Origin of the sequence: Salinithrix halophila, assembly GCF_042650125.1 — a bacterium.
In the GTDB taxonomy this organism is placed as follows: Bacteria; Bacillota; Bacilli; order Thermoactinomycetales; family DSM-45169; genus Salinithrix; species Salinithrix halophila.
On record NZ_JBHSAP010000018.1, the window covers coordinates 150,020 to 171,668 of the forward strand.

21 protein-coding genes are annotated in these 21,649 nt (G+C 52.9%); 20 read left to right on the forward strand and 1 reads right to left on the reverse strand.

Translation table 11 applies throughout. The features are described from left to right. Positions 1-2: 2 nt before the first annotated feature. The 17 genes from rbfA (at position 3) to ACFOUO_RS13795 (ending at position 16,452) form a co-directional block, all read left to right on the forward strand. Positions 3-362, forward strand: coding sequence for a 30S ribosome-binding factor RbfA (rbfA, locus tag ACFOUO_RS13715; protein WP_380705711.1), 360 nt, complete (start codon positions 3-5; stop codon positions 360-362). Beyond that, positions 343-1,338 (forward strand): DHH family phosphoesterase, encoded by a 996-nt coding sequence (locus ACFOUO_RS13720; RefSeq protein WP_380705712.1) that lies wholly within the window; start codon positions 343-345, stop codon positions 1,336-1,338. Before rbfA ends, ACFOUO_RS13720 begins: the two co-directional genes overlap by 20 nt. Next, positions 1,338-2,243, forward strand: a complete 906-nt coding sequence (gene truB, locus ACFOUO_RS13725) for a tRNA pseudouridine(55) synthase TruB (protein WP_380705713.1) — start codon at positions 1,338-1,340, stop codon at positions 2,241-2,243. Before ACFOUO_RS13720 ends, truB begins: the two co-directional genes overlap by 1 nt. A gap of 20 nt (positions 2,244-2,263) precedes the next feature. Further along, positions 2,264-3,202 (forward strand): bifunctional riboflavin kinase/FAD synthetase, encoded by a 939-nt coding sequence (locus ACFOUO_RS13730; RefSeq protein ID WP_380705714.1) that lies wholly within the window; start codon positions 2,264-2,266, stop codon positions 3,200-3,202. A 199-nt stretch (positions 3,203-3,401) separates the two neighbouring features. Beyond that, complete coding sequence (gene rpsO, locus ACFOUO_RS13735; protein ID WP_380705715.1) at positions 3,402-3,671, forward strand: 30S ribosomal protein S15; 270 nt, start codon at positions 3,402-3,404, stop codon at positions 3,669-3,671. A 127-nt stretch (positions 3,672-3,798) separates the two neighbouring features. Then, positions 3,799-5,898, forward strand: coding sequence for a polyribonucleotide nucleotidyltransferase (pnp, locus tag ACFOUO_RS13740; protein WP_380705716.1), 2,100 nt, complete (start codon positions 3,799-3,801; stop codon positions 5,896-5,898). Positions 5,899-6,049: 151 nt separating this feature from the next. Further along, positions 6,050-7,033, forward strand: coding sequence for a polysaccharide deacetylase family protein (locus ACFOUO_RS13745; protein WP_380705717.1), 984 nt, complete (start codon positions 6,050-6,052; stop codon positions 7,031-7,033). Between the two features lie 167 nt (positions 7,034-7,200). After that, positions 7,201-8,460, forward strand: a complete 1,260-nt coding sequence (locus tag ACFOUO_RS13750) for a M16 family metallopeptidase (RefSeq protein WP_380705718.1) — start codon at positions 7,201-7,203, stop codon at positions 8,458-8,460. Then, on the forward strand, positions 8,444-8,896 hold the full coding sequence (gene dut, locus ACFOUO_RS13755; RefSeq protein ID WP_380705719.1) for a dUTP diphosphatase: 453 nt from the start codon (positions 8,444-8,446) through the stop codon (positions 8,894-8,896). Before ACFOUO_RS13750 ends, dut begins: the two co-directional genes overlap by 17 nt. Positions 8,897-9,118: 222 nt before the next feature. Further along, a complete protein-coding gene (locus ACFOUO_RS13760; RefSeq protein ID WP_380705720.1) occupies positions 9,119-9,295 on the forward strand; it encodes a Spo0E family sporulation regulatory protein-aspartic acid phosphatase in 177 nt (58 codons plus the stop codon). A 116-nt stretch (positions 9,296-9,411) separates the two neighbouring features. Beyond that, positions 9,412-9,666, forward strand: a complete 255-nt coding sequence (locus ACFOUO_RS13765) for a YlmC/YmxH family sporulation protein (protein ID WP_380705721.1) — start codon at positions 9,412-9,414, stop codon at positions 9,664-9,666. Positions 9,667-9,791: 125 nt separating this feature from the next. Next, a complete protein-coding gene (gene dpsA, locus ACFOUO_RS13770; RefSeq protein ID WP_380706256.1) occupies positions 9,792-10,688 on the forward strand; it encodes a dipicolinate synthase subunit DpsA in 897 nt (298 codons plus the stop codon). Continuing rightward, positions 10,688-11,290, forward strand: coding sequence for a dipicolinate synthase subunit B (locus tag ACFOUO_RS13775; RefSeq protein ID WP_380705722.1), 603 nt, complete (start codon positions 10,688-10,690; stop codon positions 11,288-11,290). The genes dpsA and ACFOUO_RS13775 overlap by 1 nt, the downstream gene beginning before the upstream one ends. Positions 11,291-11,392: 102 nt before the next feature. Further along, positions 11,393-12,418, forward strand: a complete 1,026-nt coding sequence (locus ACFOUO_RS13780; RefSeq protein WP_380705723.1) for an aspartate-semialdehyde dehydrogenase — start codon at positions 11,393-11,395, stop codon at positions 12,416-12,418. A gap of 28 nt (positions 12,419-12,446) precedes the next feature. Continuing rightward, the gene (gene dapG / locus ACFOUO_RS13785; protein WP_380705724.1) at positions 12,447-13,676 is read left to right on the forward strand and encodes an aspartate kinase; all 1,230 of its coding nucleotides are present in this window, start codon (positions 12,447-12,449) and stop codon (positions 13,674-13,676) included. Positions 13,677-13,713: 37 nt separating this feature from the next. Further along, complete coding sequence (gene dapA / locus ACFOUO_RS13790; protein ID WP_380705725.1) at positions 13,714-14,607, forward strand: 4-hydroxy-tetrahydrodipicolinate synthase; 894 nt, start codon at positions 13,714-13,716, stop codon at positions 14,605-14,607. 165 nt (positions 14,608-14,772) lie between these two features. Next, complete coding sequence (locus ACFOUO_RS13795; protein ID WP_380705726.1) at positions 14,773-16,452, forward strand: ribonuclease J; 1,680 nt, start codon at positions 14,773-14,775, stop codon at positions 16,450-16,452. 746 nt (positions 16,453-17,198) lie between these two features. Here the strand turns inward: ACFOUO_RS13795 and ACFOUO_RS13800 are convergent. After that, the gene (locus ACFOUO_RS13800) at positions 17,199-17,381 is read right to left on the reverse strand and encodes a hypothetical protein (RefSeq protein ID WP_380705727.1); all 183 of its coding nucleotides are present in this window, start codon (positions 17,379-17,381) and stop codon (positions 17,199-17,201) included. A gap of 751 nt (positions 17,382-18,132) precedes the next feature. Here ACFOUO_RS13800 and ACFOUO_RS13805 point away from each other — a divergent pair. From ACFOUO_RS13805 to ACFOUO_RS13815, 3 genes are all read left to right on the forward strand, one after another. Continuing rightward, the gene (locus tag ACFOUO_RS13805) at positions 18,133-18,915 is read left to right on the forward strand and encodes a ClpP family protease (RefSeq protein ID WP_380705728.1); all 783 of its coding nucleotides are present in this window, start codon (positions 18,133-18,135) and stop codon (positions 18,913-18,915) included. After that, the gene (locus tag ACFOUO_RS13810; RefSeq protein ID WP_380705729.1) at positions 18,912-19,121 is read left to right on the forward strand and encodes a YlzJ-like family protein; all 210 of its coding nucleotides are present in this window, start codon (positions 18,912-18,914) and stop codon (positions 19,119-19,121) included. Before ACFOUO_RS13805 ends, ACFOUO_RS13810 begins: the two co-directional genes overlap by 4 nt. 131 nt (positions 19,122-19,252) lie before the next feature. Continuing rightward, a complete protein-coding gene (locus ACFOUO_RS13815; RefSeq protein WP_380705730.1) occupies positions 19,253-21,580 on the forward strand; it encodes an FtsK/SpoIIIE family DNA translocase in 2,328 nt (775 codons plus the stop codon). Positions 21,581-21,649: the final 69 nt, after the last annotated feature.

The following is a 21,649-nucleotide window of genomic DNA, read 5'->3' on the forward strand; positions in this document are numbered from 1 at the left end:
CGATGGCACGCATCCGTGCGAGTCGGGTCGGCGAACAGGTAAAAAAAGAACTGAGCCAGGTACTGCAGCATGAGATGAAAGACCCTCGTGTCGGGTTTGTAACGGTGACCGCTGTGGAAATGAGCGGTGACTTGCAACAGGCGAAAGTGTTTATCAGTGTTTTTGGAGATGACGAACAGAAGAAGCAGACACTAGAAGGGCTGGAGAAGGCAAAAGGATTTCTCCGCTCGGAGATCGGTCGTCGTATCCAACTTCGCCATACACCCGAGCTTCTCTTTAAGTTCGATGCCTCCATCGAACACGGCCAGCATATCACCAAGTTGTTGGAAGAAGTGAATCGAGATGACGGCGGCGTTGAATGAGGACTTCAAGGGAGCGGTAAATTTCCTTCACACAGGGGAGCGCTTCCTGGTTGTCTCTCACGTGAATCCCGACGGGGACGCTATCGGCTCTACCTGTGCGGTAGGTCGAATCTTGGAAAAGCTGGGGAAAGCCTTCGTTTTGGTTAACGCCTCCAAGGTGCCGGAGAAGTTCAAATTCCTACCCGGTGCACAACAAATCCGTTCTCTGGAAGAAGCTGGAGACATGGAGCCCTTTTCTCGGGTGGTGGCAGTGGACGTAGCCGATGCTGCCCGCATGGGGGAGATCTCCCCCATGCTGACCGGGGATGCGGAAGTGCTCAATATCGATCATCACGTGACAAATGACCGTTTTGGCGCTGTGAACCTCGTGATCGATGACGCAGCGGCAACAGCGGAGGTGCTTTGCCACCTGGCTGATGCCCTGGGAGTGGAGTGGGACCAGCCCCTGGCCGAATGCCTGTATACGGGTCTGTTAACAGACACTGGGGGCTTTCGTTATTCCAACACGACCCACAACGTGATGGAGCTGGCTGCACGACTGCTCGGACAGGGTGTGGATGCGGCGGAAATCGCTGACAGGGCGATTGAGACGATATCCCGAAGCCAGCTCGCTCTCCTCCGCAGAGCGTTGGATACCCTCGCTTTTTCTGAAAGCGGACAAGTTGCCTGGATGTGGCTGACTCGGCAGGATTTCACCGAAGCGGAGGCGGCAGAAGATGAGATGGAGGGAATCGTCAACTATGCCCGCAATGTGGCAGGGGTAGACGTGGGAATCCTCTTCCGTGAGACTCCTGAGGGAGAGGTGAAAGTCAGCCTACGCTCCCGGGAAGTGGTCGACGTCGGTGAACTGGCCCAGTCTTTTGGAGGCGGTGGCCATGCCCGGGCAGCCGGTTGTACCCTTACCGGTACCCGGAAACAGGTGGAGGAAGAGATTTTGGTTCGGGTGACCCAACGCTTACAACGGGGTGATGGATGATGCTTCATGGTGTGATCCCGGTGCGGAAAGCGCCAGGGATGACCTCTCATGATGTGGTCTCCCGTCTCCGCCGCCTGGCAGGGCAGAAACGAGTGGGTCACACGGGGACGCTGGATCCCGATGTGGAAGGAGTTCTCCCGGTTTGCCTGGGACAGGCCACCCGCATCGCGGAATACATCCAGCAAATGCCCAAACGTTATCTTGGAACCCTCGTTCTGGGGGTGTCGACGGATACCCAGGATGCTTCCGGTCAATTGATTGCGCAGGTCGCGAAGGTGGAATGCTCTCCAGAAGAGGTAGATGCCGCTTTTGCCCGTTTCACCGGCGAGATCGAACAGGTGCCGCCCATGTATTCCGCCGTGAAGGTGGGGGGGCGGCGCCTCTATGACCTGGCGAGAGAAGGAAAAGAGGTGGAGAGAAAGCCCCGACGGGCTATCATCCATTCTTTGGTGCGGACGGGGTTTGAAGAGGGGCCTCATCCCCGCGTCAACTTTGATGTCCGGTGTTCCAAAGGTACCTATATACGGACGCTATGTGCCGACATTGGAGACTCCTTGGGTGTTCCAGCTCATATGTCCCATCTGACCCGTGTAGAGAGTGGCCCTTTTACCTTGGAGGATTCCGTTAGCTTGGAGGAGTTGGAGGCAATAGCCGCTCGCGGGAATTGGGAAGATGTGATGGCTGCGCCGGGTGATACATTAGTTCATTTTCCCGCTCTCTTATTGCCTGATGAGGATTATGACGCGTTGATGAATGGCGGATCCGTTGAATGGGAAGAAGCTTTTTCACTTCTCCCGGGAGGGAGATTGCTCCGTGTATACACGGAAGATGGCCGGTTTTGCGGACTCTACCGGCAGGTTGATGAGAGGACCGCGCACCCGGAAAAAGTCTTCCGGGCATGGTGACGGGAATGGAGTTGAAGCCGATGGAAACTTTCCATTTAACCTATCCGTTGACAGACCGGACTCTTCCGGGGCCGGTCGCCCTCGCGATCGGTTATTTCGATGGAGTCCATCTGGGCCATCAGGCGGTCATCGAGAATGCCCGCCGGCTGGCAGAGGAGACCGGTGCAGCGGTGGGAGTGATGACTTTTCACCCCCACCCGAGGGAGGTCTTGGGGAAAGGGGAGATGAGCCATTATCTGACACCCCTTCCGGAGAAGCTGCGGCAATTCCAGCGCCTGGGTGTCGATCGAACCTATGTCATGAACTTCGACCTGGAGTTCGCGTCGTTATCTAAGGAAGCTTTTGTTGAGCAGGTACTTCTGCCCCTGGGGGTAACAGGCGCTGCCTGCGGGTTTAACTTCTCCTTCGGAAGAGGGGCGGGAGGGCAAGCGGATGATCTGGTCCGCCTCGGGAAAGGCCGCTACCAAGCGGCAGTAACATTGCCTGTTTACGAGAAAGGCCTCCCCTTGTCAAGCACCCGGCTTCGCAAAGCGCTATCTCAGGGAGAAGTGGAGGAAAGCCGGGACATCCTCGGTCGCCCTTACACCCTGCGTGGGCGGGTTGTGGAAGGTGATCAGCGGGGGCGTGCCATCGGTTTTCCCACGGCCAACCTTCAGCTGACGGAACCCTATACAGTTCCGGCGGAAGGGGTATACGCCGTACGGGTTTGTTGGGGGAGCGAGAGGGCTGACGGGATGATGAACATCGGCTACCGGCCTACCTTTAAAGATTCAGAACCCCGCCAGACCCTGGAAGTCCACCTTTTTGATCGGGAAGACAACCTTTACGGGGAAGAGTTGGAAGTCTCTTTCCTTCACCGTCTTCGAGAAGAAACACGCTTTGCTTCAGTGGAGGCTCTGATTGACCAGTTGAAGGCCGATGAGCAAAAAGCGCGTGCTTGGCTAAGGCAAAACGGGTGACAGATGGATTGCCGGTATCCTCGTTTACTCGGGCCCAGTTTGTATGCTATACTGTTTTGGGTGTGGAGGCGGCCTTATAAACGCTTCTAAACACCGGATAGCGGGAAATCCTGCTGCCGGCAACCCTGGCGCGGATGATCGACTGCCTCGGCGATGGCCTGGGCCAGGGGGGTTCTGCCAGATAAGGAGGTGAAGGACGATGACTTTGTCCCTGGAACGGAAACGGGAAATTATTAACGAGTTCAAGACCCATGAGAACGATACCGGGTCCCCGGAAGTGCAGATTGCCATTCTGACGACTCGGATCAACGAGTTGAACGAGCATCTGCGCGAACATAAAAAAGATCACCATTCCCGCCGCGGGCTTCTCAAGATGGTCGGGCAGCGACGCAACCTGCTCAACTATCTGAAGAAGAACGATATTGCGCGGTATCGGGTTGTGATTGAAAAACTGGGTTTGCGCCGGTAACTCGAGCAAAGAAGCGGGGATTTCCCCGCTTTTTTCAGTAAGCGGCTCTAAAAGGCTTTTGGAAGGAAATACTGAGACTATGCAGAAGGGTATTTATGCTGCTGTGAGAGGAGGAAAAACAACCGAGATGGAATCGACTGTATATGAAACAGAACTGGCCGATCGCCGGCTCACATTGGAATTCGGGAAGTTTGCGAACCAAGCCAACGGAGCTGTCATGGTTCGCTACGGGGAGACAGCGGTACTGGCGACTGCGGTAGCTTCGGCGGAACCGAAGGATTTGCCCTTCTTTCCCCTAACCGTTAACTATGAAGAACGCTTGTATGCCGTTGGCAAGATCCCCGGTGGATTTATCAAACGGGAGGGCCGACCGAGTGAAAAAGCCATTTTGGCAAGCCGCTTGATTGACCGACCGATCCGGCCTCTCTTCCCGGAAGGATTCCGAAATGATGTCCAGGTCGTTACGACCGTAATGTCCGTCGACCAGGATTGTTCATCAGAGATTGCGGCGATGATTGGAGCTTCAGCTGCCCTGTCCATCTCCGATATCCCTTTCGCCGGCCCGATTGCAGGGGTGATTGTCGGTCGGATCGAAGGTGAACTCATCCTGAATCCGACGGTAGAACAGGCGGAGAAAAGCGATCTGCACCTCGTCGTCGCCGGGACCAGGCATGGTGTCAACATGGTTGAAGCCGGAGCGGATGAGATTCCGGAAGATGTCATGTTGGAAGCGATCCTCTTTGGCCACGAAGCGATCAAGAAAATGGTTGCTTTTCAAGAGAAGATCACCGCGGAGCATGGAAGGGAAAAGATCGCCCCACAGCTGGCCCAGGTAGACAGCGAATTGGAGCAACGGGTCCGAGATCTGGCAACACCTTCGATGCTGGAAGCGGCCAAGGTAGTAGAAAAACAGGCTCGCCAGGAAGCGATTGACCAAGTGAAGGCTGATGTTCTTGAACAATTGGCAGAGGCCTATCCGGAAGAAGATTGGGGACATGAGATTTCCGAGGTCCTTGGGATGGTTCTGAAGGAGCAGGTGCGCCGAATGATTCTGGAAGAATCGATACGCCCTGACGGCAGAGCTCCTGAGGAAATCCGGTCCCTCTCTAGTGAAGTCGGTATTCTGCCGAGAACCCACGGGTCCGGTCTCTTCCGGCGAGGACAGACCCAAGTTCTTTCCATATGCACGCTGGGAGCCCTCGGGGATGTTCAGATCTTGGACGGACTCGACCTGGAAGAGTCCAAACGGTTCATGCACCATTATAACTTTCCACCCTTCTCCGTCGGTGAATCCCGGCCCTTGCGGGCACCGGGCCGTCGGGAAGTAGGGCACGGCGCCCTGGGTGAGCGGGCTCTGGAACCCGTAGTACCCTCAGAGGAAGATTTTCCTTACACCATTCGTCTCGTTTCTGAGGTGCTGGAGTCTAACGGTTCCACTTCACAGGCCAGTATCTGTGCCTCTACCCTAGCGATGATGGACGCAGGTGTTCCGATCAAGTCTCCCGTTGCTGGAATCGCCATGGGTCTCGTTAAGGAAGGGGATAACGTGGCGGTGCTCACCGATATCCAGGGAATGGAGGACCACCTTGGTGATATGGACTTCAAGGTTGCCGGAACGCGGCATGGGGTGACGGCTCTCCAGATGGATATCAAAATCGAAGAGATTGACCGTACTGTCCTGGAACAGGCATTGGCGCAAGCCCATCGAGCCCGCTTGGTGTTGCTTGATAACATGACGGCAGCGATTGACGAACCCCGCCAGATGCTTTCTCCCTACGCACCCAAGATCTTGTCCCTCAAAATCCACCCTGACAAAATTCGCGATGTGATCGGTCCCAGTGGCCGGGTCATCAACAAGATTATCGAGGAGACCGGGGTAAAGATCGACATCGAACAGGATGGCCGGGTGTTCATTGCCTCGACGGATCCTGCTCAAAACGAGAAGGCGAAGAAGATCATCGAGGATCTGGTTCGGGAAGTCGCTGTCGGTGATATTTATAGCGGGACCGTTAAACGGGTGGAGAAATACGGTGCCTTTGTTGAGGTTCTCCCAGGAAAAGAAGGCCTGGTACATATCTCACAGTTGGATACAGACCGGGTTAACAAAGTGACCGATGTGGCCAATGTTGGGGATACGATCATGGTTAAAGTGACGGAAATTGATAACCAGGGCCGGATCAACTTATCGCGAAAAGCGGTTTTGAAGGAAGAGGTACGAACAAAGTAACTCCCACTGTCCTAGCCGTAAAATAATGGGTGAAAAAGAGTCAGAGCGATCTGCCTCTTTTTTTGTTGTTCGACCCCTGGGGTTTTCTCTCCCGTATAGGTACCCTCTGCTCCGCATAAGTTAGTATCAATTGGACAGGGGGTGCGGGAACTTGAAAAGACGGAGGCTAAAAAAACGTTGGATGTTCCCCGTCGTTTTGTTAGTTTGGATGACGATCCACTCTTCCTCTGTAACGGCTTATGTGGAAGCGGTCAAAGAAGGAGAGGCCAGGCCGGTCTTTTCGGAGGAGGATCCGTTGAAAGAACGAATCGAACAAGGATCCAAGGTACGGGACAAGAAGCCCATCGACGCTCGGATGGATCGGGTGTGGAAGGCGATTCCAGGCTATAACGGCCTGGTGGTGGATAGGGAGGAAACCTACCGTCTGGCCCGAAAGAACGGGAGTGAGAAGCCGATTCATTGGGTTTACAGCGAAGTTCCCCCGAAAGTAAAACTGGAGGATTTGGGGCTTAGTCCTATCTATCGGGGAAACCCGGAAAAACCGATGGCTTCCCTGATGATCAACGTAGCCTGGGGAACGGAATATTTGCCTCAGATGCTCGCCATCCTGGATCGGGAAAAGGTTTCGGCCACCTTTTTCCTCGATGGTTCCTGGCTGGCCAAACATCAGGATATCGCCAGAGGGTTAATAAAGAAAGGACATGAGGTGGGGAATCATGCCTATACCCATCCGATGATGAGCAGCCTTTCCCGGGAGCGGATCCGAGGAGAGATTAGTCGAACCGAGAAGTTAATTCGGCAGTTAGGAATTCGATCCTCCTTTTTTGCCCCCCCTGCCGGGGATTTCAACCAAGCGACCTTGGAAGAGGCAAATCGTCTGGGAATGAAAACCGTGCTGTGGACGGTGGACACGGTGGACTGGCGGGAGAGTTCCACCCCGGAATGGATGGTGTCCCGAGTAAGGCAGGGAGTGGATAATGGTATCTTAATCCTCATGCATCCGACAGGCCGAACGGTTCAAGCTCTGCCCCAAATTATACGCACGATAGAGAATGAAGGAATAAAATTGGGAACGGTGAGCGAACTTCTCTCTTCCAAACGGGTGGACCATGTTGAGCCGGGAAGTAGCTTTTGATATAGTGGGGATACTTCGCGGAAAAAAATGACAAAACCAGTGCCGGATGGCATCTTTTGATTGAGCGGAAAATGCCATGGTACCAATCGATGTCGGCTCGAAGAGGGTGCAGGGTCACTCTTTGAACCGGCACGCCTGATGGGATAAAAGGAGGAACTGGCAACAAGGTGATACAGAAACATACGCTACCCAATGGGGTCCGTGTTGTGGCGGAATCGATTCCCCACGTGCGGTCTGTTGCTTTCGGGCTTTGGATCGGGACGGGCTCTCGGCACGAAAGCTTGGATAACAACGGGATCTCCCACTTTCTGGAGCATATGATGTTTAAGGGAACGAAGACGCGGACAGCCCGACAGCTGGCAGAAACATTTGATGAGATCGGTGGTCATGTTAACGCCTTTACCTCCAAAGAGATGACGTGTTATTACGCGAAGGTATTGGATGAACATTTACCGATCGCTATGGATGTATTGGCGGACATGTTCTTCGAATCCACCTTTCAAGCGGAAGAAATCGGCAAAGAGCAAAAAGTGATTGAAGAAGAGATCCGGATGGTGGAGGATACACCAGACGACATTATTCATGACTGGCTTTCATCCGCCGCTTTTTCGCAACATCCTCTTGGATATCCGGTTCTGGGAAGTGTGGATAACATCCGACACTTTGACAGGGATACCGTTCGGACATACCGGGATCGGCACTACCGGGCGGATCAGTTGGTGATCGCTTTGGCAGGCAACCTTCCCAGGGATTGGCTACAACAGGTGGAAGCTCGCTTCGTTGGTTTCACGGGAAAGACAGAAAAGGAAGAGTCAGAAGAAGCCCCGATATATACGGCAGAGGTGATCAGCCGAGCCAAAGCGACGGAGCAGACCCATTTTTGCCTGGGCTTACCAGGGGTACCGATCAAGGACTCCCGCATTTATTCCTTCATCCTCTTAAATAACATTCTCGGTGGTAATATGAGTTCCCGCCTTTTTCAGGAGGTGAGGGAGGAACGGGGGCTGGCTTATTCCGTCTTTTCCTACCATAGCGCGTACAGTGATAGCGGTCTGTTCACCATCTACGCTGGAACTGGCCATGACCAGGCGGACGAAGTCCTGGGACTGGTAACCGGTATCCTGGAGGACATCCGGCAACGGGGTGTGACAGAAGCCGAATTAAAAAAAGGAAAAGAGCAATTAAAAGGCAGTCTGATGATGAGTCTAGAGAGTACCAACAACCGAATGAGCCGCCTTGGCAAAAACGAACTCCTTCTAGGACACCATATGTCCATGGATGAAGTCGTGGAGGCAGTGGAAGAGCTTACCCGCGAGGAAATCCTGAAAACCGCCCGGGATGTTTTCTCCCGGCCCATGGCACTGTCCATCATCTCGCCGGATGGGAAAATCCCGCCGGTATTCAGGAGGGATGCACTTGTTGTATAATGTTCGGATTCAGCAACTACCGGGAAACGATGATCTATCGATCCCGGAAAGAATGTCGGAATCTGCAGCTGGCTTCGACTTGCAGGCAGCTGTCATGGACGAGACGGTACTTGAACCAGGGGAACGGGTCTTGATTCCAACTGGAATCGCTTTGGAGATGCCGGAGGAACTGGAGGCGCAAGTTCGCCCTCGGAGCGGTCTCGCTCTCAAGCATGGAATTACTCTCCTGAACTCGCCGGGAACAATCGATTCGGACTATCGGGGCGAAGTGAAGGTCATTCTGCACAATCACGGACAGGAACCCTTCTCCATTCGACGCGGAGAACGAATTGCCCAGCTGGTCTTTCAGGAGCTGCCGAAAGTCCGGATCACTCAGGCGAGAGAACTTTCCGCTACAGAACGGGGCAGTGGAGGATTTGGTCACACGGGTAAGTAACGGCGCCGAACAAGGGAGAGCTCTGAATTAGCGGGGAGGATCGTACCCTACTGATCAGTTGGGAATTCTTCCTGCTTTTAGACAACAGCCACCTGAAAAAGGACAAGTTATGGGAGCGAGGACCCATCCACTTCACGCTCTTTGCTTAAGCGGGGTCCCGCCGCTAATATGGGAGCGAGAGGATTCATGAAAGTATTTAATAACGATTGCGGAGGGAACAAGGTGAGTTCTGCGCGATTGAAAACATTGGAGCGGGAAGTGGAGCACTTGAGGGCTGCCCTTTATCAGGCGGTAAAAGGGGAAGCTGACCGCCTTTCCCATGCCGCTGTCCTGCCTATCAGCCGCGAACTGGACAGGATCATGAATCAGTATCATGCCGAAAAAGACCGAAAACAGTAACATTAGACGCCTCCTTTAGGAGGCATTTTTTCTTGTCCCTTTTTATCATACCGAGATCCCAACGGCGATAGATTTCATACAAGGACGGGGTTCACCCGCTAAAGGGAGGAATGGGTATGCGTTGGAGTGAGTTCTGTGATAAGGAATTGATCGATATCGCTGGCGGAGAACGCATCGGAACGGTGGGGCAGGCGGATCTGGTGATTGATCTCCAGACGGGAAAAATCGATTCCCTGATTCTTCCTGTGGGCACTTCCTGGTTCGGTCGGAAACAGGGAGATCGCCCTATTGCATGGAGACACATCAAAAAGATCGGCCCGGAGATGGTGATCGTGGAGACCGAGGGAAAAGGACGGATGAAGGAGCGATGAACTCCGGTGCCCGACAAAGGTAACCGATAACGCGACCCCAACATATGATGCAAGAGAGAAGCGACGACTTCCGAAGGGAGGGCATCGCGCGGGAACTCTCCCGGGAAAGGGGTCTGCAGAGGGAGATGTTGACAGGGAAGCATGTCGCGTTCATCGGTGGGGATGCCCGGCAGTTGGAAGTGATTAAAAGCTGCACCGATTTGAATGCAAAAGTAAGTCTGATCGGATTTGACAACCTTCAGAGTCCGTTCAGCGGTGCCAGTCACCGGGAACTGACTCCCGAACTGTTTAAAACCGTCGATATGTTAATCCTGCCGATCCTGGGAACGGATGAGGAAGGTCATATAGACAGTATCTTTACCACCAAGACATTGGTGCTGACCGAGGCGGACATTAACGCCCTCCCTTCCCATGCCGTCGTTTACGCAGGTATTGCGAAATCATATCTTAAAAATCTTTGTGCCACCCATTCCATCCGACTAGTCGAACTGTTGAAGAGGGACGACGTTGCCATCTATAACTCCATTCCAACCGTGGAGGGAGCACTGATGATGGCGATCCAGAATACGAACATTACAATTCACGGCTCTACCACACTGGTATTGGGTCTGGGCAGGGTAGGGATGACCTTATGCCGCACCCTCCATGCCCTAGGAGCCCGGGTAAAGGTAGGGGTCCGTCAGCCAGACCAAGTGGCGCGGAGCGTGGAAATGGGTCTCCTGCCTTTTGAGATGGTGAACCTTCGCGAAGAGGTGAAGGATGTCGACCTGCTCTTTAACACGGTCCCCGCTCTGGTGGTGACAGACCAGGTGTTGAAAGCCATGCCCTATAGTGCTGTCATCATCGACCTGGCTTCCAAACCTGGAGGTGTGGATTTTTCCTTTGCAAAAAAGCGGGGAATCAAGGCCATGTTGGCTCCGAGTCTGCCGGGGATTGTCGCTTCCAAGACAGCCGGACGCATCCTGGCACAAACGATGACACGCCTGTTGGCAGAGGAATACGGAGAGGAGGATCCGTCCTGATGGATTTGACAGGGAAGACGATCGGATTCGGATTGACGGGTTCCCATTGTACCCATGACGAAGTTCTCCCCCAGATGGAACGATTCGTCGAATTGGGAGCCCGGGTGATCCCAATCGTCTCTCACACCGTACAAAAGGTGGACAGTCGATTCGGTACAGCGAAGGATTGGATGGAGAAAATAAAAGGGATCACCAACGAGAAAATCTATGCATCTGTTCCGGAAGTAGAGCCGATAGGCCCGAAGAATCTGCTAGATTGTATGCTGATCGCCCCTTGTACGGGTAACAGCCTTGCTCGGCTCGCCAATGCCCTCACCGACGGGCCGGTGCTGATGGCTGCCAAAGCCCAGATGCGTAATCATCGACCCGTGGTGCTGGCCATATCTACAAATGATGCTCTCGGTCTCAATGCGGCCAATCTTGCTCGGCTGCTCGCTGCTAAGGACATTTATTTTGTTCCTTTTGGCCAGGATAACCCCGAAGGAAAGCCCAAATCGATGGTTGCCCGGATGGATTTGATCCCTGAAACGGTGCAAGCAGCCATGGATGGATATCAATTACAACCATTGATAGTTGAAAAATACCGCGATTTAACCTCATAATAGATAAAGATGTTGATAGAACGCCATAGAATGAAAGAGGCCTTCAGACCAACGAAGGCTCTTGGTTCTTTTGGCGATCTTTTGTGAGGGGGATTTATATCAATGCCATCTCGTGAAGTGACCGTAGCTGTTCTAGGAGCATCAGGAGCCGTGGGTCAACAGATCCTACGGAACTTGGAAGAGCGAAATTTTCCGGTAAAGGAACTGCGACCGCTCGCCTCGGCACGTTCGGCAGGGAATACTGTCAAGTTCCGCGGTGAAGACGTCACCATCCGGGAGGCGACGCCAGAGGCTTTCGAAGGCGTGGACATAGCTCTATTTAGCGCCGGTGGCGGCGTCAGCGAAAAGTTCGCCCCGGAAGCGGTAAAGCGGGGAGCCGTCGTCGTCGACAACACCAACGCTTTTCGCATGGATCCAGAAGTGCCGTTGGTAGTGCCGGAAGTGAACAGAGATGAAATCGACAATCACAAAGGAATTATCGCTAATCCCAACTGCTCCACTATCCAGATGGTGGTTGCGTTGAAACCTTTGTATGAGCGATTCGGATTTGACAGAGTGATCGTCTCCACCTATCAAGCGGTCTCCGGTTCTGGAGCCAAAGCCATGGAAGAATTGACAGAGCAATCCCGTTCCCTTCTGGAAGGGACGGAACCGAAAAAAGAGATCATGCCTGTGGGGAAACTTGAGAAACATTATCCAATCGCATTTAATGCCATTCCCCAGTGTGATGTGGCTGAAGATAACGGATTTACCCTGGAAGAGATGAAAATGGTGCGGGAGACAAAGAAGATCTTCCGAGATGACGCGATCGGCGTTACAGCTACTTGCGTCCGCGTACCGGTGTTGCGGGGCCACAGCGAATCCCTCTATGTGGAGCTGGGGAAAGACTTCGACCTGGAGGAAGTTCGCCAGGCGCTCCGGGAAGCCGAAGGGATTGTCCTGCAAGACGACATTGCCTCTCAGGTTTATCCGATGCCCCTGGATGCTGCCGGCCATGACGATGTGTTTGTCGGTCGGGTTCGCAGGGACACAGTCAACCCGCGGGGACTCAATCTGTGGGTCGTATCGGATAACCTGTTGAAAGGTGCTGCTACCAACGCCGTCCAAATCGCAGAACACCTCGTCTAAACCATCGCAGAAGAGGGGACTTTTCCTCATGAGAATTCGAGTGCAGAAGTTCGGGGGAACTTCCGTGGCTACGCCAGAGATGCGCGCCCGTGTGATCCACCATATCCGACAGGCTAGGGAGGAAGGGGTTGCTCTTGTGGTGGTTGTCTCTGCCATGGGGCGAAAAGGGGACCCCTATGCTACAGACACCTTCCTCGATTTGATCGGGCAAAACGGGCGGGTGCTGTCGCCCCGTGAGCAAGATCTCCTGCTATCTTGCGGCGAGATCATCTCCGCCTCCACCTTGTCTAGTCTCCTGAATCAGGAGGAGATCCCCAACGCCGTATTAACAGGCGGTCAGGCGGGTATTATCACCAACAACCAGTTTACCAATGCCCAAATTGCCACGATCAACCCCACCCGGGTTCGGGAAGAATTGGAAAAGGGAAAGGTCGTTGTTCTCGCTGGCTTCCAAGGGCGAACAGCCGAGGGTGAAGTGACCACGTTGGGCCGTGGGGGCAGCGATACGACGGCTACAGCCCTCGGGGTGGCCCTTCATGCCGAGGTGGTGGATATTTTCACCGATGTGGAAGGTATCATGACAGCAGACCCTCGGATTGTCGAAGATGCCGCCCATCTAGAGACCGTCACCTATACAGAAATCTGTAACCTGGCTTTCCAGGGAGCAAAGGTGATCCATCCCCGTGCCGTTGAGCTGGCCATGCAAACCAATGTGCCGATCCGCGTCCGGGCCACCATGAGCGACCACCCGGGAACATTGGTCACCAGCGCCCATGAAGGGGAAAACCTCGCTGGCGAATGCAGTGACCGGCTGATCACGGGAATCACGCAAATGGCGAATGTTACGCAAATTAAGGTCCCCGCCAAGGATGGGGAATACAATCTTCAGTTTTCGGTCTTCAAGGCCATGGCGGAAAACGGGATCAGTGTCGATTTTATCAATATTAATCCCAGTGGCGTCGCTTATACCGTCTATGATCACGTAGCGGAACGGGCGGAAGAAATCTTGAAGTCCCTGGGCTTGGAGCCCGAGCTGTATAGTCAGTGCGCCAAGGTATCGGTTGTAGGGGCGGGTATCGCCGGCGTGCCGGGGGTTATGTCAAAAATCGCTGAAGCCCTTACCCAAGAAGACATTCAGATACTACAATCCGCCGACTCCCATACCACCATTTGGGTATTGGTAAAGGGAGAGGACATGGTGAAAGCGGTACGGGCGCTTCACCGTAAATTCGACCTTCATAAACTTCACGTACATTAAATGGGAGAGAATCCAAAAGACCGACCGGTTTAGGGGGATGGACACCGTGGAATTTGGCAGACTTTTGACTGCGATGATTACACCGATGAACAAGGAAGAGGGCATCGATTGGGGACGGACCGAACAGGTGTTGGAGCACCTGATCGCCACCGGTACCGAGACAGTGGTTGTAGCTGGAACGACTGGGGAGTCCCCCACATTGACACACCAGGAGAAACTGGACCTCTTCGATTTTGTTCTCCGTCGGGCGAATGGCCGCGTCAAAGTGGTGGCGGGGACAGGGAGCAACAACACCCACACCACGGTGGAACTGACGAAAGAAGCGGAAGCTTGCGGTGTCGACGGGATCATGCTGGTGGTCCCCTATTATAATAAGCCCACCCAGGAAGGGTTGTACCAACATTTTCGGATCGCTGCCGGGTCCACCTCCTTGCCGGTCATGCTTTATAACATTCCCGGACGGAGCTCTGTCAACATGACCGTCGAAACGATGGTTCGATTGGCGGAAGATGTAGCGAACATCACATCCATTAAAGAAGCCAGTGGAAACCTGGTTCAGGTGATGGACCTGATCGCCAAGAAACCCGCTGGAACCGCTGTCTACAGCGGTGTCGATGAGTTGAACCTCCCTTATTTGGCCGTCGGCGGCGACGGAGTGGTCAGCGTTGCCAGCCACCTGACAGGCCGGGAGATGAGGGAGATGATGGATGCCTACTTTGCTGGAAATCCGACCCGGGCAGCCGCCATCCAACGAAAACATCTGCCCCTCATCCGGGCGTTGTTCATGACATCCAGTCCCGCACCTCTTAAGTACGCGTTGAGTCGCATGGGGCTGTGTGAGGAGACGGTACGACTACCGGTCATTCCCTTGGACTCGGATGAAAAAGAGTGGATGGATTCCCTTCTCTTTTCCCAGGGTATCCTCCGCTGACTCCGTCTTTGAGCCCCTGCAATAGGGGCTTTTTTGTTGCTCGGGAAAGATTTTGAGGGAATTCTTGCAAGCGGATTCGGCAATCGTGTATAATGTTCATAAGTGACTTGTGCGGTTTTTTTGGGTGAACTACAACAATTGAATAATCTACAGGAGGAATTTTTTTTGACAAAAAACAACTCACGAAGCAAGCTATCGGTCTTTGCTCTCGGTGGGTTGGATGAAATCGGGAAAAACATGTACGTGGTACGGTACGGCGACGATATCATCATTGTCGATGCCGGTCTTATGTTTCCGGAAGAAGAGATGCTGGGCATCGATGTGGTGATTCCGGACATCACGTATCTGGTTGAAAACCGTGACAAAGTACGCGGAATTCTGTTGACGCATGGGCATGAGGACCATATTGGGGGACTCCCCTATATCCTGAAGGAACTGAATGTCCCGGTTTACGGGACTAAACTGACGATGGGACTGGTGGAGCACAAGCTCCGGGAAGCACACCTCCTCAACCAGACCAAGCGTATCGTCATCCACAACCGCTCGGAAGTGAAGCTGGGTTCCGTCCGGGCGACCTTTTTCAAAACCAACCATAGCATACCGGACTCTGTAGGAGTCTGTCTTGACACACCTGAGGGCTCCGTCGTTCATACCGGGGATTTCAAGTTTGACATGACACCGGTTAACGGGCATATGGCGGACATGCACCGAATGGCGGAAATCGGTAAAAAAGGTGTTCTCTGTCTTCTGTCCGATAGTACCAACGCCGAACGGGCGGGCTTTACCGGGTCGGAGCGAAATGTCGGGGAAGCCTTGGAGGAGATTTTCCGAAAGGCTAAACAACGGGTAATCGTGGCCACTTTCGCTTCCAACATCTCCCGAGTTCAGCAGGTAGTGGATGCTGCCTATGAACATGGCCGGAAATTGGCGGTCATCGGACGGAGCATGGTCAACGTGGTCAACATCTCGATGGAACTGGGCTATCTACGCGTTCCTTCCGATCTCCTTATCGATCCGGACGAGATCAACCGTTTGCCTGCCCACAAAGTGGCGGTCATTTCCACCGGAAGTCAGGGCGAACCGATGTCCGCTCTTACCCGGATGGCCCATGGTTCTCACCGAAAGATCGAAATCCTGCCTGGCGATACCGTCGTGTTAGCCGCTACCCCGATCCCGGGGAACGAGAAGACCGTGGCCAAGACGGTGGATCAGCTGTATCGGGTAGGGGCGAATGTCATCTATAGTACCAACTCCCAGCATGGTGTGCACGTCTCCGGACACGGTTCTCAGGAAGATCTCAAACTCATGCTCAACCTCATGCAACCGAAGTACTTCTTCCCGATTCACGGTGAGCACCGTATGCTACGGGCTCACGGCCAACTCGCCGAATCTGTCGGCGTCCGGCCGGAAAACATCTTTATCTCCGACAACGGGGATGTGGTTGAGTTCTCCGGCGGCAAGGCGCGCTACGGTTCGAAAGTCGCAACGGGTAATGTTCTCATTGACGGTCTGGGCGTAGGCGATGTGGGTAACATCGTCCTACGAGACCGAAAACTCTTGTCTCAAGACGGGATTTTAGTAGTTGTAGTCACCCTGAGCAAAAGCAATGGCAAGATTTTGTCCGGACCGGATATCATCTCCCGCGGCTTCGTTTACGTTCGCGAATCCGAAAAATTGCTGGAAGAAGCCAACCGCATTGTCACCCAAACGATGGAAAAATGCGCAAATGATCGCGTGAGCGAATGGGCCTCCCTGAAGACGAGCATCCGTGACGCCCTGTCCCGGTTCCTCTACGACCGGACACGTCGCCGCCCGATGATCCTTCCGATCATCATGGAAGTCTGATCGCATCACTGGTTTTTGATAGCCGTAACCCGTGTATCCGGGTTGCGGCTATTTGTGTTGTTGGGGAAGAGAGAGTGCTTTGACCAGGCAGCCCGCTGCGTTGCTTCCAGTATACGAAACATGTGATTGAGCGAAACCGTTCGGAACGGTGACCTCCGTGAAAAACGGCTCTTCCAATGAAGGGAAGAAGCCGTTTTCTTTCACTGGTGTAAACTTTTTGAGGAACGATTACAGTCCAATACTAATGATCAAATCAATGAGGAGAGAAATGGAGATCATTTTTTCATCATCCTTCCCTTTTTAGTTTTTGTGTCCATTTATATGTTATCGCTAGGTTTTTTATATTTCAATATTTTCGACAAAATATTACATAACTTTACCTTTGTCACTATCGTTGATCGGAGGTCTTGGATGGTGGCCAGCCACTAGGTGGGTGTTACTTTACCGGATGAATGGGTTCCTCATAGATGGATGGCCCGTCTTGTTTGAAGAACAACGGTTCCATGGTATTCCCACTGTTCATCGGTCATTTCATTTTAATAGTGGAAAACTTTTAGGTCGTGACTGGTCATGCAAGTTTCTGTATGTAGGGAGGGTCGGTGTGGAGGACGTCTCCGATCTCTTGCAAAAAGCACCAAACCACCTCAAACAAACCCCCCCTCGACGTTTACGCCGAGGGAAGTTATGCCACTCAAATCGCAAAACGATCAGAGTGACTCGGGAGTTCGTGCCTCTCTATTCGTTAGCTATCTTTTAGAGGACCGGGATGCTCTTTTCTTCTTGCCGTCGACGTCGATGATGATCACGATATCCGTGATGTTGATGTTTTTGCATTTGTTGTCTTTATCTTTCTTATCCCATCTTTTTCTATCTTTCCAATCTTTATCGTCTTTCCAATCTTTTTTTGAGTCTTTGTGACCGAAGTCCATTTGTATTCACCCTCCCTTTGTTTTTGGATTGAGTTAGACGGTGCTGCAAGGTTTTGATATCGGCGTGCATGCGTTCAATTTGCCGTTGTTGATTTTGCAGTATTTTGATTAGTTTGCTTAAATCCACTTTGACTTTGACTTTGGTTAAATTTTTGTTCTCACATGTTGGCGGATAAATGGGTTTCTCGTCAAAGAAGAGCAATGGCAGAACCTCCCGTCTCTTTTGTTATAACCTATGTATTCGAGGTTACAAGTGTTTGGGTGGTTCACTCAGTCTAAAAGCCTGATTTGAAAGTCTAATAGTTTCTTCCGGCGTACCCACCCATGTGACAGACCGCCGGGTTGATTCTGGTTGTAACAATCCATTGCAGGAGATGTCCGGACCGCTGTCGCTGTCTCCGATCTCTTGCCATAAGTGCAAAGGCTCTTCGTCGACCACACCGCCCTCTCGATATATTGATTCCGAATGTTGAATGGCCAGAGACATGCCCTTGCCCATGCATCCAAAGCTCAGTACGGAAGGGAAAGCGAATGAAAGCTCTTCTTTACCGATGCATAAAGGACATCTATTTTACCGGTGAATGGAGTCCCTTTCCGGGGGAGGCATCTCCGAATACCTATGTATGGAATTCGTAAGCGTGCGCCCTCTGAGAGGAATGGTTTCCCAGCCTTGCCGGGGTTGACTTCCGATTGTTTGCATACGGCATCCCTACGCTGGAGAGCCTACTAGGGAAGAAAAGGGGGAACGATCATGGACAGCCGATTTGAACTGGAAACACAACCTCAAAAACAGCCTCAGTTACCGCCTGGGTTAGATCCGCAAGAGCCAAAAAAAGCCCCGGACAAGGACGGGGAACAAAAGAAAAAGGGGATTGTCGACGCTATCCAGTCCCTCGGACAATCCAATGTCCCTCAACTTTCCTCCAACGTCTACTGTCTTTCCGTCATCGGCCAGATCGAAGGACACCTGGTGATGCCTGCGCAGAACAAGACAACCAAATATGAACATGTGATTCCGCAGATTGTGGCTGCTGAGCAGAATGAAAACATCGAAGGGGTCGTCCTGATTCTGAATACCGTGGGTGGGGATGTGGAGGCGGGGTTGGCGATCGCTGAGATGATCGCTACGATGAGCAAACCGACAGTCTCCCTCGTCCTGGGTGGGGGCCACAGCATTGGGGTACCGATTGCCGTCGCTGCCGATGTCTCCTTCATCGCCGAGACAGCGACGATGACGATCCACCCGGTCCGTTTGACCGGCCTGGTAGTCGGTGTACCCCAAACCTTCGAGTATATGGAGAAGATGCAGGAGCGAGTGATCCGGTTTGTCGATCGGCACTCCAATATTACGCAAGATCAATTTAGGGAGCTGATGTTTCGTACCGGGGAGCTGGCTCGGGATATCGGAACTAACGTCATCGGTGCCGATGCGGTAAAATATGGACTGATTGACCAAGTTGGCGGTTTAGGTGCGGCCCTGAGCGAGCTGAACCGGAGAATTGAGCTGAACCGGAATGGAGGCGTGGTTCAGTGATCTATTATTCCGTTATTCCTGCAGAGCAAGCTTTGCAGGACCCCGCTTCTACAGGGCCTGATTACCGGGAGGTTGAGGTCGAAGGGGTGCTGATGACCGTTGAGATGGTGGGGGAAGACGCCCGTATCGTCCGTCTTCATTCCCCAGATCTCGCTCATTACCTTAATCCGCGTTTTCAACCGGGCAACAAGGTGACCCTCTCCTGAGCCGGATCTATCTGAATCGGAATGGAAAGAACAAAGAACCCTCTTGGTCGTCATCGGCTGGAGGGTCTTTCCATGTTATAATGGGGAAAATAGATCTACATACGGCAATGGGTAGAAAAGGTGATTCAAACATGGCGAAAAATAGCAAAAAAAAGGCAGAGGGGATCCAACAGGCCATCCTGTACGAATTGTACGGGATTGCCATATTCACCCTGTCGCTGATGGCTCTCGCCCAGTTAGGAGCGGTCGGGCGGTCGCTTACTTACCTATCCCGTTTTTTCGTGGGAAATTGGGACTTTCTCCTCCCCTTAGGGGGCTTGGTGCTGGCTGTGCATGTGATGGTGAAACGGCATTGGCCCAATCGCTGGTCAGCCCGTTGGACGGGAATCCTGTTGGTTTTGTTTGCGTTTTTGATATGGAACCACATGGAGACCTTCGATAACTTGGCATCCAGGGGCATCGATGGCCCCGTTTTGCAGACCACCTGGGAGAAGATCCTACAAGAAAGGCAGTCCCGGATCCCTACGGATGTTGGAGGGGGGATGATCGGGGGGATGGGGTATGCCCTTTTTCAATACCTCTTCGATCGGACGGGCTCCACGATCGCCGTGATCGCACTTGGCCTGGCCGGTGCCCTCCTATCAACGGGTTCATCTTTTATCAACGTATTGCGTTCCATCCGGGAGTGGTGGCGCCAACTGATCCGGGAATGGAAGGCCAACATGGCTCGCCGTTTCAGCAGAGGGAACACGAAAAAGAACGGAAATCTTCCGCAGGAAAAACGGAAAGAAAAGCGGGGTAAAAAAGCGCCTTCGATTTCAGAGACAGCAGAGGAGGTTCCAGTCATCCATGATTTTTCCGAAAAGGAAGAACAGGGGTATAAGCCTGTAGAGATGGAACAGCCTGAACTATTCCCTGCTGAAAACAAGGATACGAAAGAACCGCCCGTACCAGCGGTCACTCTGAAGGGGGCGACAGAAGATGGCGGGGGAAAAACCGGCACGGTAGCTGTTCAGTTTAATCAGGAACAGGAACTGCCGGAGTATCGCCTTCCTCCCTATACGCTGCTGAAAAAACAGAAGAAAAGCGGACGCAACCAGGAACGGCAGGGAATGACAGATAACGCCCGAAAATTGGAGGCCACCCTGGAAAGCTTTGGTGTGAAGGCTAAAGTGACCCAGATTCATCGGGGGCCAGCTGTTACTCGTTACGAAGTACAGCCTGACGTCGGTGTCAAGGTGAGCCGGATCGTCAACTTGACGGACGATATTGCTCTCTCCTTGGCAGCAAAGGATATCCGCATCGAGGCACCTATCCCTGGTAAGGCTGCAATCGGGATCGAGGTGCCCAACCCCGAGATTTCGATCGTCGGGCTTCGGGATGTACTAGAGAGCTCTCAGTATCATGAAGCTCCTTCAAAAATCTCCATCGGCTTGGGCCGGGATATCTCCGGCGAACCCATTGTCGGTGACTTGGCAAAGATGCCCCATCTATTGGTGGCTGGTGCCACGGGTGCGGGCAAAAGTGTATGCATCAATGACATCATTTGTAGCATCTTGTATAAAGCCAAACCCCATGAGGTAAAATTTATGATGATCGACCCCAAGATGGTGGAGTTGAACATCTACAATGGGATTCCTCATTTGCTGGCACCTGTCGTGACGGATTCCCGGCGAGCCGCCATCGCTCTCAAGAAAGTAGTGGCAGAGATGGAGAAGCGATACGAACTGTTCGCCAACTCCGGAGCCCGGGATATCGAACGGTACAACCAATTGGCAAGGGAGCAAAAAGAAGGAAACCTTCTCCCTTATATTGTGGTAATCGTGGATGAATTGGCTGACTTGATGATGGTTGCTCCAGCTGATGTAGAGGATGCGATCTGTCGACTGGCCCAGATGGCCAGGGCAGCTGGTATTCACCTCATTATTGCTACCCAGCGCCCCTCTGTCGATGTCATCACGGGGGTGATCAAAGCCAATATTCCCTCTCGAATCGCCTTTGGTGTTTCCTCCCAAGCGGATTCACGGACCATCCTCGACATGGGGGGAGCAGAAAAGCTGCTCGGTCGAGGGGATATGTTGTACCTCCCCGTTGGGGCTTCCAAGCCAGTCCGGGTGCAGGGATCTTTTCTATCGGACAAGGAAGTGGAAGCTGTCGTCCAATTTGTGAAGGAACAGCAGAAGGCACACTATAATGAGGAGATGATTCCGGAAGAGGCTGATGTGCAAGGGCCGCGAGACATCGAGGACGGTCTTTTCCCTGAAGCCGTCCAGCTAGTGGTGGAAGCGAAAACCGCCTCCGTATCCCTACTACAACGGCGTCTGCGAATCGGCTATACACGGGCGGCTCGATTGATTGATTTCATGGAACAACGAGGGATTGTGGGACCCTATGAGGGTAGTAAACCCCGGGAAGTGTTGATGGGACCGGAACAATGGAAGCATCAGCAAAACGCCTGATTGCGGTATTAATGGTATTAAAAGGGTTAATAAAACAAAACAGTAGCCTTTCGAGACACACCGTGGTAT